Genomic DNA, 15,304 nt, shown 5'->3' on the forward strand with positions numbered 1-15,304 from the left:
TTTTCCGATAATGAAGCCACCGATGAGTTCACCCTATTTTTCGCGTCGCGAGATGTTGCTGCATGCTGGCGGAGGATTCGGGGCGATCGCGCTCTCGGGCCTTCTGGGCGCGCGAAGTCATGCTGATGACATACCCAATCCAGCTTCAGCAAGGTTGACCAAGCGTGGGGGCACTGCAAAGTCGGTTATCTTTTTGTTCATGGAGGGCGGGCCAAGTCACATCGATACGTTCGATCCCAAACCTGCGCTAGAGCAACTGGCAGGAAAATCGGTTCCCTCCAGTTTTAAGCGAGTCATCACGGCGATGGGTGAATTTGATTCGCCGATTTTGGCTTCCCAGCGCAAATGGAAACAGCATGGACAAAGCGGCTTGTGGGTATCTGACTGGCTGCCACATACAGCGCAACATGCAGATGACCTCGCAGTGATTCGATCTTGCTGGACCAACGGCATCAATCATAGCGGCGGAGTGTGCCAGATGAATACTGGAAGCCAATTCGCAGGTCGGCCTTCTCTGGGCAGTTGGGTGACCTATGGACTGGGTTCCGAGAACAGCAATCTTCCTGCGTATGTAGTGATGCAAGACAACAAGGCGCTAGTAACCAACGGAGCTCGAAATTGGAGTGCAGGCTTCATGCCTTCGGTCTATCAAGGGACCGCGTTGCAAGTCGAAGGGGAACCGTTTCGAAATCTCGAGCGTCCCAAACATCTCACACAAGTCGAACAAAAGTTCGCTCTGGATTACTTGGCCAATGTCAATCGGCGACATGCTGCAGCGCGAGCGGAATCTTCTGAGTTGGAAGCTCGTATTCGATCCTACGAACTTGCCTTTGACATGCAGAAGCACGCTCCCGAAGCGATCGATCTGTCGCAAGAGACGGCCGAAACGCTCGCTCTTTATGGCATCGACAACAAGTCGACGGCCGCCTTTGGCAGAAACTGCTTGATGGCTCGGCGACTGGTCGAGCGCGGCGTGCGCTTCATCCAGTGCTATCATGGCGCGGGCAGCAAGTGGGACGCTCACAGCGGTATCGAAGCGAACCATACAAAGATGTGTAAAGAGATGGATCTACCGGTGGCTGGTTTGTTGGCCGATCTAAAGCAACGCGGACTGCTCGACCAAACCTTGGTCGTCTGGGGGGGCGAATTTGGCAGAACGCCGATGAGCGAAAAAGGGGACGGACGCGACCACAATTCGACGGGCTTTACGATGTGGATGGCTGGTGGCGGTGTCAAAGGCGGTCAAACTTACGGCACAACTGATGAAATTGGATTGCACGCCGTCGAAGACCGCTTGCATGTACACGACATTCACTCCACAATCCTCTACTTGCTGGGCGTCGACCACCGCAAGTTAATTTATCTTCACAAGGGACGTCCTGAACGTATCGATGAGAACGAAGGCCATGTCTATGATAAGATCATGAGCTAGCTGGTAACATGCCAAGCTTGAATTAGCTAATTTAGCTATTGGTCGCTCTCATATCTGCCTTGGAAGGCGCCGTTGAAACACCCATGTCTGAGTACGCAATCTTCGCAAGCAATCTAGTCAAAACGTATCCAGGCAAAGTACCCGTCGAAGCAGTGCGGGGCATCTCGCTGGCAATCCCTCGTGGCGAATGCTTTGGTCTGCTGGGTCCTAACGGTGCCGGAAAAACAACGACGATGGAAATGCTGGAAGGTATGCACCAGCCAACTTCCGGCGAAATTCGCATCTTAGATCTGCACTGGGGACGCCACGATCGAGAAATCCGTGATCGGATCGGGATCTCGTTACAGGAAACGCGGCTCTCCGATCGCATGAAGGTGATCGAAGCGGTCCAACTTTTTCGCAGCTTTCATTCACGCGGCATGCAACCCGAAGAAGCACTTGCCCTAGTTTCACTGAATGAAAAATCGGACGCGTACTTTGACAAGCTCTCTGGCGGCCAGAAACAACGATTGGCCGTGGCAACTGCAATCGTCGGCCAGCCTGATATTTTATTCTTAGACGAACCGACTACAGGGCTCGACCCCCAATCGCGTCGACAATTGTGGGACGTCATTCGCAAGTATCAGTCGCTGGGACGAACCGTTTTTTTAACAACGCATTATATGGATGAAGCTCAGCGGCTTTGCGACCGTGTGGCGGTTGTCGACCAAGGCAAAATCATCGCGATGGGGCAACCTGCAGAACTGATTCGTCAGTATGGAGGCGAGCATGTGGTCGAATTTCGATTAGCAAACGAATTGCCCTCGCTATCCCTTGCAGACTTTCAATCGTTACCGAGTGTCGATCAAGCTCGCGCGACCGATAACGGCTTTTTAATCACAGTCCATCAGCCGCATGTCGCTATCGCGGCATTATTTGCCTGGTGTGAACAAGCGGGCGTCGAACTGAGCGATCTGACCACGCGTCAAGCCACGCTGGAAGATGTCTTCATCGCGCTGACTGGGCGACATCTGCGTGACGGTAAACTGCCCACGGAAGCGATCGGTGCCAATTAAAAATGTCCGGAAAATATAGTCATCCGCTGATCCAGTTGTGCTCGTGGCGTTTAAACGAGTTTTGGCGAAGGCCCGAGGCGCTCTTTTGGACTTATGGTTTTCCATTGGTCATGCTGCTGGCACTAGGCTTTGCGTTTCGCAACACTACGCCGGAACCGCTGCAGGTCGAAGTCCGCGGCCCCAGGGCGTCGGAGGTGATCGCTAAACTGCAAAGCGATGCTAGCGAGTTGATCGTCAACCGCAGTGATGATGACGGATGGCAAAAGCGTTTGCAGTCAGGACGCATCAACGCCGTGATTGAAACCAGCGTTTCCAGTGATGATTTGAAGATTTGGACCGAGCCCAGTCGCCCCGAAAGCCGAACGGCAAGATGGGTCATCGAGTCTCGCATGCGTGCAGATCAATCGACAATTTCAGCACAAATTGAGGTCCAACAGTTAGAAGCCCGTGGTTCGCGCTACATCGATTTCTTAGTGCCGGGCATGATGGCGATGAACTTGATGGGCGGCGGCTTGTGGGGAGTTGGGTTTGCGATCGTGGATATGCGAGTGCGCAAGTTACTGAAGCGTTTGTTAGCGACGCCGATGTCCAAGTTTCATTTCATGGCCAGCCTCATGATCGTGCGAATGATCTTTGCAACTTGCGAATTAACTGCTTTGGTCTTCTTCAGTTACTTTGTATTTGATGTGCAGTGTGCTGGCAGCTTACTTGATTTGGCGGTGATGTTATTTTTGGGTGGCATTACATTTGTGGCGATTGGGCTACTCATCGCATCACGCGTGCAAACGATCGAAGCGATCAGTGGCTTGATGAATCTGGTCATGGTGCCCATGTGGATTTTAGGCGGCATCTTTTTCAGCAATGAGCGATTCCCTGAATTGATTCAACCGATCTTAAAGTGCTTGCCGATTGTCGCGTTGGTCGACAGTCTGCGAGCGATTATGTTAGATGGGACATCGATCGTCTATCTATGGCAGCCAATTGCCATCTTGATGGCTTGGGCTATCGGTTGTTTGCTAGTTGCCACCAAAATTTTCCGATGGCAGTAAACCGCAAAAGTACGAGCCAATGGCCCGCTGGGCGATAGCCGCGGTTGTCAGGTGAGGGCTCAAAAACAATCGGTCTCGCGCCGGCTAGTGGCGGTATGAAGGCGACTTGCAGTCAACTTTGTACAGCCCGCGCAGCGGTACGAAGAATGTCAACAAAATTTTGCTACATTTCTTGCAGAAATTCAGCATAGCGATTGCCTAGCATCTTTTCTTTAATACAAATACAATGCCAGCGGTGACATACTGAGAGCATTTCTTACGCGGGGGAATGAGGAAGTCGATGGCTAAGATTGTAGGTCGTCTTGGTATTGTGTGGGCATGTCTCGCTTGGCTTTTTCTGGCCAGCTTCAGCCATGGGCAGGAAGCCAATCTGCAAGCTGAACTCGAAAGCAAATTAGTTCGCTCCGAGATTCGATTGCAGGGGGAATCTCCCGTCGTGCAAGTACCGATAGAGATTGGCGAGTACGAGGCCGGGCAATCGGTCAAAATCTCAGCGGTGATCACTAATCGGTCAGGTAGTACTCTCTCCAATCTGACCCTGCACCCAAAGTGTTCGTGTACGAAAGCCACGCTCTCTAAAACTACAGTTGCTGAAGGCGAGGATTTGATCCTGGACGTCACACTTCGATTTCCCCATCGGGCTCTCTATCTGCGCCAGTTTTTTGAGGTTGAGATTCAGGCCAAGGGCATCGTTGAGTATGTGCTCGTGCGATTTCAGGCTGGCATGAAGTCTTTGGTGGCATTTCGAGAAGATAGCGGAGTGCAATATGTGCAGCATGCTTTTGAAGAGAGTGGCTTGAAAGGTGTTCAGGAGAGGCAGCAGGTCCTGATACTATTCAATAAATCCGAGGATGTCAGGCTGGATCAGTTGCGAGTGACGACTTCTTCTGAGTTGCAGTTTGCAAAATGGAAAGTCATTGAAACATCCCCTAAGGGGCCGCTAGGCGAACCGGGCGCATATGCGGTTCAAGGTGAATTTGCAATAACAGACGTCCCACCTGGGGCTGTTGCTGGCGTTTTGGAATTGAGTTTGAACGGTGACGTTAAGGCAGCGTCTAGCTACAGCTTACGTTTGGTGAATCCAGGTTTGTTAGAGATATCTCCATTGGTGTTGCATTTGCGACGCAGTGCCGAGTCGAAAGGTGGGGATGTGGTCGGCTTTCTGCGCATTCGCAATTCGGTGGCCAAGGGGAACGACTTTCAGGAGCCTGCTGTATCAGCAGAAGTTGACGGCCTGCCCAATAGCGCATTGCGTTTGAGCGTTGAGAAGCTGACCGTTGGTGTTTATCGCGTGCAGGCGACGTTTACGGAAGAATTGCTGGACCGTATGGTGCAGCGACGAAAGGCGGATGCAAAGTCTGAAAGTGCTCCGCGTATTACATGGCGTGTGTCGGCGGGGTTGGCCAGCGGGGAGCTGGCAACCGAGCTTGATTTCTAGTTTCGTTTTCGGTTTTGGGAGGTGGATAACGTAATCAGGTTGATCGCCAGTTCAACATATTGGTTGCCGTGAATACAACAGCCATTGATCTACTTGAACTCAGACTGCCTTATCAGCGCTGCGCGAGGCGTTGTCGCGTATTAGCTTCTGATTTTGCTGCCCCCCCAATTTATTCGATGGCTGAAAGTTCGCTGGCCATCAGTCACGGATTTTATAGAGAAAGGACAAGAAATGTATTCATGTAAGGCACGAGCAATATTATCTGTTCTTGGTCTCTCAGTTTTCATCCAGAGTTCAGTGGGGCTGGCGGAAGAAAAAGCAGATGGTGCGCACTACATCAAAGCGTTGGTTGATCAAGCGGAAGCTATTCGAAGATACGATGTTGTGATTAAATCTTGGATGCTTTCAAAAGCTAAAGACGCGAGGCATTCATCCGTTTTTCCTGAAACCGAGGAGACGACGGTGAAACGTGTTGTGTTAGACCTAGATGCGCAACGTGTGTTGTACCTCGAAGCTCCACCTTCTCGTCGCATTGCTCCAGCCAGTCAACTAACGACCCAACCGCAATGGAAATCTAGACTTCAGTTCTTTGATTCCGGAAAGGGCTATAACCAATACTTTTCCTCACCACCCAGTGCGATCGAGAGTTTCGACCGGTTGATGCGTGAATCTGAAATACCTTTGCTCGGATATAGCGGCTTTGGAGGAGAGGCTCCACGAATGTACTCTAGCAAAATTGGAGATAACGCCGAGGTTTATCGGGCGTCCTTGGGTGAATGGCAAGTCTACAAGAAGGTTGGTACGGAAGTGCATTTGAGTGCGGATCGATCTCAGAAAATTACTGCCGCAAACAATAATTCTACTATCGAAGCTCACTCACGTACTGTGCTGGTCCTGAATCTAGCAACACAGACGATTTCAGAAGCGTTGTCATATGAAGCATTTGGCGAGGGGGACTATCGATTAGTCACTCGCAGAACGTTCTCATACAAGTCGAGTAAAGGTCTTTCGTTGCTTACAAACGTAATCCTCGAATCTACGCTTGCTCAAGCTTACCCCGACATGTCGGACGGGGCATTGGTTCAAATAACTAAAACGATTGACTATGAGTGGTTGCAGGTCAACAATGATGACTTCGAGTTTCCGGATCCGTTCAAGTTGCTCAATAATGAAAAGGCAGTGGAAAAACTATTAGAAAGCCCAAAGGAATGACAGCCTATTATCCGGAAGTCAGCTTTTCGGACCTAGTGAATCGACTCGTTGAATCGATCCCAGGATGCAGTAGGCGGATTTAGCAGTTCCTACCCGAACAGTTTCCAGCCGTCTCGGTAATCGCCTTGAATAATCTGTTGCAACCGCTCGTTACCTCCGACAGCAGTCATCTTTTCGGCATCCCATTGAATGGGCTTGCCACTTCGCAGCGATAACAAACCGATCAAAGTGATCTCGGTCAGTTTCGCTCCGTACTGAAAATCCGAACTGGCTGCTGGACCGCCTTTAATCGCATCGATCCAATCACGATGATGACCTTTCGACCGAACGATCGTTTGCTTGGGTTCAGCAACCGACGCCGCGTGAGCTTCTGGATAGATCGCTGGTTTGCCACCGGCGCCACCACAGACCATGATCCCGCTGGTGCCTTCAAACAGAACTCCTCGCGAGGGCAATGCGACTCCAGCAGGGAGCAGTTCCGGTCGCTGCGGCCGCAGTCCGCCGCTGTACCAATGAATCAGCAGATCAGGTTTGTCGGCACGAGGAAAGCGATAGTAGCCGACCTCACCATAGGGAGCGGTATTGGCATCGACTTTGCCAGCCGCAAAGAACTCTACTTCGCTCGGCGCAGATAAGTCCAGGCCCCACACTGCCGAATCGAGATCATGACAACCAAAGTCTCCCAGTGCGCCGCAACCAAACATCCAAAAATCTCGCCAAGCTACCGGAGCATACGCTTCGTGGAAGGACGGCGGCTGGCGTGGCCCACACCATAAGTCCCAGTTCAGGCCTTTGGGGACCGCTTGCGATTCCGAAGGAGGACTAGCATATTGCGGATTCCAACGCAGGGCAGGCACCCAAGAATGAACCTTCGTGATATCGCCGATGGAGCCTTGCTGCAGATGCTCACACGTTTCGCGAATGCCATCGGTGGAATGGCCTTGATTGCCCATCTGCGTTGCCACACCCGTCTCGGTCGCGACCTTGGAAACCAACCTAGCTCCCGCGATGTTGTGCGTCAAAGGCTTCTCGCAATAGACGTGCTTGCCGGCTCTCATCGCGGCGACTGAGATCGTCGCATGAAGATGATCCGGCGTGGCACACAAGATCGCGTCCACATCGGTCGCTTGATCAAGCATTTCGCGGAAGTCTTCGTACTGAGTGCATCGAAACGTACTGTCTTGTGCCTGATAATGCTTTTCGATTTCGGCCGCTGCTGGCAAGCGACCAGCGACGCCTTTGTAGTAAAACTTGCCAAGATCCCAACGCTCGGCGGGATCGACGATGGTTGTGATCCGAACATCCGATAGAGCCATCAAGTCGCGAGCATTCTGCAGCCCTCGACCGCCTGCTCCAACCAACGCGACATTCACGCGATCGCTGGGGGCAACGAATTTCGCACCGCCCAGGACATGCGGGGCGACAATGGTGAAAGCAGTAGTACCTGCGGCTGCTTTGAGAAACGATCGACGCGAGGCAAGGGGCTTGCGCATGGGGGCTGTTCCTTGGGGGAGAACGCATGGAGGTGGGAATAGCGTTCAGTATAGCAAGAAATTGGCAGGCAAACGCAACCAAGCGCGTTTGCCTGCCAAGCATTTCGCAACAAGAACTTTAGCGAGTTGTGAATGCGAATGTCGTCTTCGTATGATACTTTTCGCCGGGCTGGAGAATCGTATTGGGGAAGCTAGGTTGGTTTGGACTGTCAGGGAAATGCTGAGTCTCCAAGCAAAATCCGCCTCGCTTGACATAGGACTTGCCAGATTTACCGGTCAGTCGGCCATCCAGAAAATTGCCGCAATAAAACTGCACTCCCGGCTCGGTGGTGGTGACCGTTAGCACTCGCCCTGAAGTTGGTTCATACGCTTGGGCAGCCAATTGCATTTGGCCATCTTGAGCCGCTTTCTTCAACACCCAGTTGTGATCGAATCCGCCACCAAAGGTCAACTGCTGGTCTTCCACACTGATATCGCGACCGATCGGTTTGGACTGGCGGAAATCAAAGGGCGTTCCAGCCACATCAGCCAGCTTGCCGGTAGGTATCAAGGTCTCGTCGACGGGCGTGAACTGGTCCGCGTTGATCATCAATTCATGATCCAGAATCGTGCCATTGCCCTCGCCTTTAAGGTTGAAGTACGTGTGCTGCGTGAGGTTCACGGGAGTCGCTTTATCAGTTGTCGCGTCGTATGTGATCTCAATTTCGTTGTCATTGGTCAATCGGTAAGTGACGGTCACGTTGAGGTTGCCGGGGTAGCCTTCCTCCATGTCCTTCGACGCATACTCAAGTGCGATCGCATTATTTGCATGATCGAGTGTCGCATCCCAAACCACTTTGTCAAAACCGATGATACCCCCGTGCAGGGAGTTGGGTTTGTTGTTGATGGCCAGCTCATAGGTCTTTCCATCGATGGTAAACATGCCTTTGGCTATGCGATTGCCATAACGACCAACAACGGCTCCGAAGTAAGGTCGGTCGACGGCATTGATGTAGCTTTCCAGATGATTGTAACCCAGCGCCACATCTGCGAGTTTGCCCGATTTATCTGGTACTAAAATCGACGTGATGATCGCGCCATAGTTGGTCACTCTAACGACCATTCCTTGACTGTTTTTCAACGTATACAATTTGATGTTATTGAATTCGCTTTCGGTAATCTCCGCTTTCGCAGATACATTCATAATTAGGCTCGCAACTAGGCTAGTGAGAAGTAATAGTTTTTTCATGGTTTGTCGAAACTGAGACACTTTTGAGGTATTTTCCTGTCCGATCAGCAGCGTCATGCAAGGAACAGTAGACAGCAATCCATTGAACGACAGCGGGCGCTGCCGGGATGGTATCATAGCACAAAACGTGAAAATCGGGATGCGGGTATGCATTGCCCAGCCCCCAAAAGGGAAGCTTAGCAGAAACCCGCCAATAATTTGAAGGCAAGCGTTTTCCGACCTGTAGAATCTAACGTTCCAGCAAGCGATACATCAAATCGAAGACGACCAAGTATGCATTTCCCCAAGCGCCGTCACGAAAGAAAGTGGTACTCTGGTCCAACGAACCAATGAAAGGCCGCAGAACCCAACCCATCTGGATGCCCACGAAACTGTAAATGATTATCCAAGTGAACACCATCCAGCGGTGACGAGCATCCTGCAGGATCAACGGCCGATACAGCCGACGCAATAGGACTTGCACCGACACGCTAGATAACCCAAACATTCCGGCATTAAAAGCCAGCGCTTGATCATAACTGCATCCGCAGGCGTAAACAAAAATAGTGAATGGGGCCAAAGCGGCGAGCACTATGGTCAAAGCCGCTTGAGTGGTCATCAGAGCGCGAACCGCTTGGCCAAATCCAGCATGCAAACCCAACATCGAATTCGCAACATAAAAGCTTGGTAGACTTAGCGCGAACGTGACCAGCAGCAGCATGGGCACCTTGATGGCGGAGTACAACATTTGCAAACTTCGAGTCTCAGCCAATGTGGGAGCAAAAGATCCCATCGCTGCCCCATATAAACCGCCACAAAGCAAGATGGTGGCCAGGATCCTGCCAATCACAAATCGCTTGTTCGCAACACGCCAGTTTTCAACATGTCCGCGTAAGATATCATCCAGCAGATGATACCCGCGACTCACGATACTCGATTTAAGTTTCCCTGTAGGTATGGTCACGGCCATCGGATCGCTTTAGCCTCCGAAGATCAATTGCCACATCAATTGGAAGACAGTCTGAAAAAAGTTTCCTTCACGTTCGCGGAACCAACTGAACGGTCGATCTGGCGAACCGACAAAGGGCCTTAAAACCCAACTCATCTGTGCCCCAACTACAGAGAACACCAATACCCAGACGCGAAAGATCGACGCGGCAGAGGTTGGCTGGGGATGAACATGATCACCGCCGGTTGAACCAGCAACGGGTTCAACGCCTGCATCACTGCGCTGGGCCAAGGCGGTATCGATCACGGACACAGCAGGTTGTTCAGCATGCGTAGTTGGAGCATCGGTGGCGACTGTCGCGTATCGCTTCAACATGCGCAGCAGATAGTTCAAGCCCAAGAAACCGGCTCCGGCGCTCAGCACCACCACCAGCATGAGGATGAAACGATAGCCGGTCAGTCCGCCAGGGGTGCTGAAAGCAAAAAATACAATGATCGGCCCCAGCGATGCCAGAATTGTCACCATCACCGTGATTGCTGCAATCAGCAGACCAAAGGCTGCCGCGACATTCAATCGCGAACCAATCAGCGCATTGAAAACATAAAGCGATGGAAACGTCACGATCAATGTTAGGTAGAATAGCAGCGGCGCCTTGACGGTGGACGCCAACAACTGCATTAAACCATCGCGAGAGTTCGATGCACTGACAGCGGTGAATGATCCAATACTTGCGCCAAAGATCATCGCCATCACAATAGACAGCAGTATGATTCGAATGATTGGAAACCGAACTACAGCGGCGTTGTTGCCGTAACCAAAGTCGCCGCGCAAAAGCGCGTCAAAATGTTTGAATGTACTGAGCATGATGGTTGGCTGTAGCCAGTTGGACGAGAGCGGGAGGTGGTGGCAACAACGACAAGGCAGCTTCGGCTAGGAAGAAGTTCATAAAATTATATTTACGCCGAATAGCATTTCAGGAAAATTCTGTAAAAGTCGACGCTATACAGCATACGTTTTTTGCACCGTGGAGCTTGTTGATCTAGGCGCGAAAGCTATCCCGGGTCGTCGGGGTGGGGAATGCTGGTTGTGCCATTCGAGGTACATCGTTCTTAACTTACGAATTTTGCGACGCAGGGTAGCCTCGGAAATTGGTAGCTTGGATCGCATTTCCGTTTGGGGAGTCTGTTCCAGCAACAATTTCCAGATCTTTCGATCCACGTCGTCTGCTAGTTTCCTCTGGAATTGCTGCAATAGCTCGGTTAGCTCGGCCTGTTGAGTTGAATCCTCGCACCAAAAGCAACTGAGAACGAGGTTTTGTTCATGCTCGGTCCATTCCAACGATACGGTTCTCCTGAGGCTTTTCTGTCGAGCCTTCCGAAGCAAACCCAGGTAGTGAGTGCGAAGGATGTGAACGGACAGTTTTTGTAGCAAAAGCGTGTCCAAATCAGGGTACTTGCCTCGCCGAAAACTTCGCAGTAGCAGCACGATTGTGTCCTGTACCGCATCCTCCGGTTGTTCATGCAACTGACGATACCGTTGTGAATATCGTTTTGCCTGGAGTAGTAGTTGGTCGCACAGCCACGAGCAATGAGTGTAAAAATTGTCCATACAACCTCCCATTCATAGTGCTTGAACAGTACAGTATATCAGTAGTTAGGCTCAACTACCGGACCTTACAGAATTTTCTGGGATTATGACAAACTGCCAAGGAATTTCGGACATCCACACGCCTAAGTTTGCTCAATAGCTCCCCCATGCTAGCTACCAAGCTCGCAAGCGTCTGCGAACAAATCTGTCGAAATTGAAACTTTCTTGATCGCGCTAAGAACGCTAGCGCAGTAAAGCTAATAGTGGCAGTAATGTCGGTTGGCAGTTTGTTTCAGATCTTTGCGACGAACGGACCAGATTCTTGCTCGACCTGCAATCCAAAAATCTAATCTGATTAAGAAGAAGTCCACTATGAGAAGTTATTTGTTTTTGGTGTTGCTTTTTACGGTAGTCTCTTTTTCCAATATTGGAGACGAGTTTTTGTATGGTCAGGATGACGCATTAGATCTGGTAGATGCGGTGCTTCTAAACTCTGCGGCGATTCAAAACTACGATGTTTGTGTCGTGGAGTGGTCAAGCCAGGCTGAAAACGAGGGAGGTCCAGGAAAATTTGATGATCTCGAAGTTACAGTCAAACGCAGAATCGTCGTTGATTATGAAAAAGAACAATTCATCGAAGTCCGAAGGACTAATTGGTCTAGAAATCCAGCACCTTCTGATGCTCCATATAGCGATCGACAACCTGCCGTCAGATTAGAGTTTTATACGTTCAAAGACGGTATCGCGACAGTTGCTCCGTTTGGGAAAGCCATTGACGTTACAAAATCCCTATCATTTTGGGAGTTTTTGGCAAAGGCAGGAGTTCCGAACATTCCAGTTTGCACGTTGGGACCGTATCCTACGATGCACACGAAGTTTGGAAATAATGTCGTGTTGTGTGATCGACTATCGGAATTGTTGCACAAGCACATGTCTGATCCAAAAGGAACGGTGCGAACGATCGGGGATGGAACAAAGTTTGTCCGGTGGGCGACCGAAGATGGTACGTCCCGATCAATGATTTTCGACCCGCGTTATATTCCGGCGGTAAGAGAAAGTTGGGTTCAGAAAGCTTATGATGGAGAGCTCAGAGAAGTCGATCGTGTAGAACGTAAGCTAGAACAAGCAAATGGCGTTTTCGGTTGGCCAGTCTGAACTATCATCACGACAGCATAGCAATGGTGTCAGCATATACTGATGAAAAGGTATCGGCCACAAAAGTGGGTACTGTTGATTTTACGTGGCACCAGTTCAACGAGAAGCAGTTAACTTTTCCAGATACTGCAAAGATTGTTCACTCACCCCAGGACCTGAATACGTTTCTTGACTCGGAAAGCGGAGACTAAATCAGAGTTAAAAACACCGGTGCCAATTACGACTTCCATGGGTCATTGAGCTCATTCAAACGTATTCGAACTCATCGGCAAACTCACTCGTCCTGCGGCCAAATCGAGCGGAGCTTGCGAATCGTGAGATCTTGGATCTGAAGTTCTTCCGAAGCGCTGATCGCATAAGCTTTCGGATCATTATCGGGATGCAGATAGTAGGCCGCACTACTTTCGCCCTGATTGACGAACACTTCGATCGACAATCGGTCGATCAAAACTCGCATCGACATTTTCCCGTCTCTTGGAGAAATGTTTTCTAGCGTCGTCATCCACTGCGGTTCGCCTTTCTCATTGATCCCATGATGCCGCAAAGTCTTATCCACCGCATCGTATCGCAGCGAAACTCGCGGCAAGTCTAATTCCAATATTCCCGTGCTGTTGGCCTTCCACTCCAGGCTTAAATCGACCAAATCAAGCTGACCGACATCCGAAAGCGCATTGACGCCGGGCGCTAAGCGGAAGTTCTTCTTTTGAATTGTCTGTTCGGCCAACGTTTCAATCTCGCGAATCGGATAGCAAAACAGTTTCTGTTCTTCTCCAATCTGCCTCAGCGTTAACTCGTAGGGGAAAGCCATCTGCTGGTTATAGGGCAACCCGAACTGAGCTGCGACGTTGTGATAAGCTCGCATCCAACCGATCTGGATGGCTCGATCGTTGGGAGCGTTATTAAAGGTCTGCGCAGCATAGAAGTTCCCGCGAGTCCCTTGTTGGACTTCGGATTGCGAATGAAATGTTGAGCCATCGAAGAATCCAATCTCGTAATCAAAGCTGGCGTCATAAATGACGCATTTGACTCTGTTCTCATCGCCATCAACGGGAAGAAAGACTACGTCCATGCATTCGAACGCCCAGTCTCGCATCAAATCGGATGCAAAACTCCAGTCAACCAAGTTCCGCGAAGTGAACCAACGAACTCGTCCAGGATTCTGTTGGACCCACAACGCCATGATCCATTGCTTAGAACCTTCATGCCAAAAAACTTTAGGGTCTCTTTCGCCAGAATCAAAACCTTGGTTTTCAACGATTGCCCGCCCTTGATTCCAGTAGTTAAATGTTTCGCCGCCATCGGTACTATACGCCATCGCTTGGTAGAACTTTGGCTCACTTGCAAACGTGAAAAAAGCGCAGATCGTTTTCTGGTCGCCCACTTGCTTTCCCAGCGTATTGTTGTGGTCAACAATCGCAGTCCCAGAGAATATCGTGCCTGATCGGCCATCAACACGATAGGGCAACAAAGCGTGATCCAGTTGAGTCCAGTGAAGCATATCGGGACTTGTTGCATGTCCCCAAGTCATGTTTCCCCATTCGGTGTGTTTGGGGTTATGCTGAAAGTACAGATGATACTTTTCACCATCGAACAACATGCCGTTGGGGTCGTTCAGCCAATTCCGCTTAGAGGTAAAATGGAACTGCGGCCGAAGTGGCTGCGAGTAACCAACTTCGGGGTAGTTCGTCTTGGTGAAGCCTTCGGTTAAGGCGAATTCCAGCGACGGTTCGTGTTGGACGACCGCTTGCGGATCCGCACCGACGTTCGCGGCCTCCTGCGCGTACAACTCACAGACAGAAATACCTAACAAGATCAGAAGTAATGGTCGACACAGCATGGCAGGGGCCCTTAGGACGGGGAGGTGACAGGTGGGTTACGCCTTTGATTAACAGTGAAACGACATGCGTTTCAAGTTTTTGCGAAGTTGCGGGAGCAGCACGGCCCGAGTTATTCTATTGAAACGCGCCAACGACACTAGAGTACGCTTTGCACGAACCGACATCCGTTCGACCACTGGCCCAAAGCTCACTCGTAACGGTAGCCTATCCCATGTACCGTTTGGATAAGCTTTGGCTCTTTTGGATTCACTTCAATCCTTTTCCTGAGTTGCGAGATATGCTGGTCCAGCGTGCGACTGGTTGGCAGGTACTCGTGCCCCCAAGCATGTTGCATTAACGCCATACGTTCCACAACGCGGCCTTCGTTCGCGTTCAGGAGTTGTAGTATTTTGATGTCGCGCAGACTCAAATCGATCCACGCACGATCGCGCCGAGCTCTCAGTTCTGCAGGGAAAACCTGAATGTCTCCCATCGTAAACTCAGAGATATCGCGACGGCCGATCTGTTCAAGTTTTTCACGTGCCAAGCAACGCCGGGCAACGGCCCTGATGCGGGCAACCACTTCCTTGACGGCAAACGGCTTTACAACGTAGTCATCGGCACCGATCTCCAGCCCAACGACTTTGTCGATTTCTTCACCTTTCGCGGTCAGAAACACGATGGGTGTCTCGGCATCCATGCGGCGGATGCGTTTGCAAAGCTCGTATCCGTTGAGTCGCGGCATCATGACGTCCAAGCACAGGAAGTCAGGACGCTGAGCGTTATATTTGTCCCACGCCTGCTCGCCATCGGCCGCTTGCACGACATCGAAACCTTCATCGTGCAGCACTTCGGCCAGCCCGCGGCGAGTGTTGGCGTCATCGTCTGCTAACAAGACTCTCATCTACCA

General features: G+C 50.9%; 12 protein-coding genes. 6 read left to right on the top strand and 6 right to left on the bottom strand.

Going from position 1 to position 15,304, the window contains the following annotated elements:
- The first annotated feature begins 22 nt into the window (after positions 1 to 22).
- The 5 genes from SH302x_RS21165 to SH302x_RS21185 all read left to right on the top strand — a co-directional run bounded on the left by SH302x_RS21165 (position 23) and on the right by SH302x_RS21185 (position 6,186).
- Positions 23 to 1,432, top strand: a complete 1,410-nt coding sequence (locus tag SH302x_RS21165) for a DUF1501 domain-containing protein (RefSeq protein ID WP_479364666.1) — start codon at positions 23 to 25, stop codon at positions 1,430 to 1,432.
- 83 nt (positions 1,433 to 1,515) lie between these two features.
- Complete coding sequence (locus SH302x_RS21170; RefSeq protein ID WP_479364667.1) at positions 1,516 to 2,487, top strand: ABC transporter ATP-binding protein; 972 nt, start codon at positions 1,516 to 1,518, stop codon at positions 2,485 to 2,487.
- A 2-nt stretch (positions 2,488 to 2,489) separates the two neighbouring features.
- Positions 2,490 to 3,536, top strand: a complete 1,047-nt coding sequence (locus tag SH302x_RS21175) for an ABC transporter permease (RefSeq protein WP_479364669.1) — start codon at positions 2,490 to 2,492, stop codon at positions 3,534 to 3,536.
- 280 nt (positions 3,537 to 3,816) lie between these two features.
- Positions 3,817 to 4,974: a DUF1573 domain-containing protein gene (locus SH302x_RS21180; RefSeq protein WP_479364670.1), complete on the top strand. Its 1,158-nt coding sequence runs from the start codon at positions 3,817 to 3,819 to the stop codon at positions 4,972 to 4,974.
- A 231-nt stretch (positions 4,975 to 5,205) separates the two neighbouring features.
- Complete coding sequence (locus tag SH302x_RS21185; protein ID WP_479364672.1) at positions 5,206 to 6,186, top strand: hypothetical protein; 981 nt, start codon at positions 5,206 to 5,208, stop codon at positions 6,184 to 6,186.
- 89 nt (positions 6,187 to 6,275) lie between these two features.
- Here the strand turns inward: SH302x_RS21185 and SH302x_RS21190 are convergent, their stop codons facing one another.
- The 4 genes from SH302x_RS21190 to SH302x_RS21205 all read right to left on the bottom strand — a co-directional run bounded on the left by SH302x_RS21190 (position 6,276) and on the right by SH302x_RS21205 (position 10,699).
- The gene (locus tag SH302x_RS21190) at positions 6,276 to 7,679 is read right to left on the bottom strand and encodes a Gfo/Idh/MocA family protein (RefSeq protein ID WP_479364674.1); all 1,404 of its coding nucleotides are present in this window, start codon (positions 7,677 to 7,679) and stop codon (positions 6,276 to 6,278) included.
- 118 nt (positions 7,680 to 7,797) lie between these two features.
- Positions 7,798 to 8,907 (bottom strand): aldose epimerase family protein, encoded by a 1,110-nt coding sequence (locus tag SH302x_RS21195; protein ID WP_479364675.1) that lies wholly within the window; start codon positions 8,905 to 8,907, stop codon positions 7,798 to 7,800.
- A gap of 229 nt (positions 8,908 to 9,136) precedes the next feature.
- Positions 9,137 to 9,850 (bottom strand): hypothetical protein, encoded by a 714-nt coding sequence (locus SH302x_RS21200; protein WP_479364676.1) that lies wholly within the window; start codon positions 9,848 to 9,850, stop codon positions 9,137 to 9,139.
- A 15-nt stretch (positions 9,851 to 9,865) separates the two neighbouring features.
- Positions 9,866 to 10,699 (bottom strand): hypothetical protein, encoded by an 834-nt coding sequence (locus tag SH302x_RS21205; RefSeq protein ID WP_479364677.1) that lies wholly within the window; start codon positions 10,697 to 10,699, stop codon positions 9,866 to 9,868.
- Positions 10,700 to 11,806: 1,107 nt separating this feature from the next.
- On the opposite strand from SH302x_RS21205, the gene SH302x_RS21210 reads away from it, so the two are divergent.
- Positions 11,807 to 12,577, top strand: coding sequence for a hypothetical protein (locus SH302x_RS21210; RefSeq protein ID WP_479364678.1), 771 nt, complete (start codon positions 11,807 to 11,809; stop codon positions 12,575 to 12,577).
- Positions 12,578 to 12,851: 274 nt separating this feature from the next.
- Here the strand turns inward: SH302x_RS21210 and SH302x_RS21215 are convergent, their stop codons facing one another.
- A complete protein-coding gene (locus SH302x_RS21215) occupies positions 12,852 to 14,414 on the bottom strand; it encodes a glycoside hydrolase family 32 protein (RefSeq protein ID WP_479364679.1) in 1,563 nt (520 codons plus the stop codon).
- Positions 14,415 to 14,602: 188 nt separating this feature from the next.
- Positions 14,603 to 15,298: a response regulator transcription factor gene (locus SH302x_RS21220; RefSeq protein WP_479364680.1), complete on the bottom strand. Its 696-nt coding sequence runs from the start codon at positions 15,296 to 15,298 to the stop codon at positions 14,603 to 14,605.
- Positions 15,299 to 15,304 lie beyond the last annotated feature (6 nt).

This window comes from Njordella calcicola (assembly GCF_056494125.1).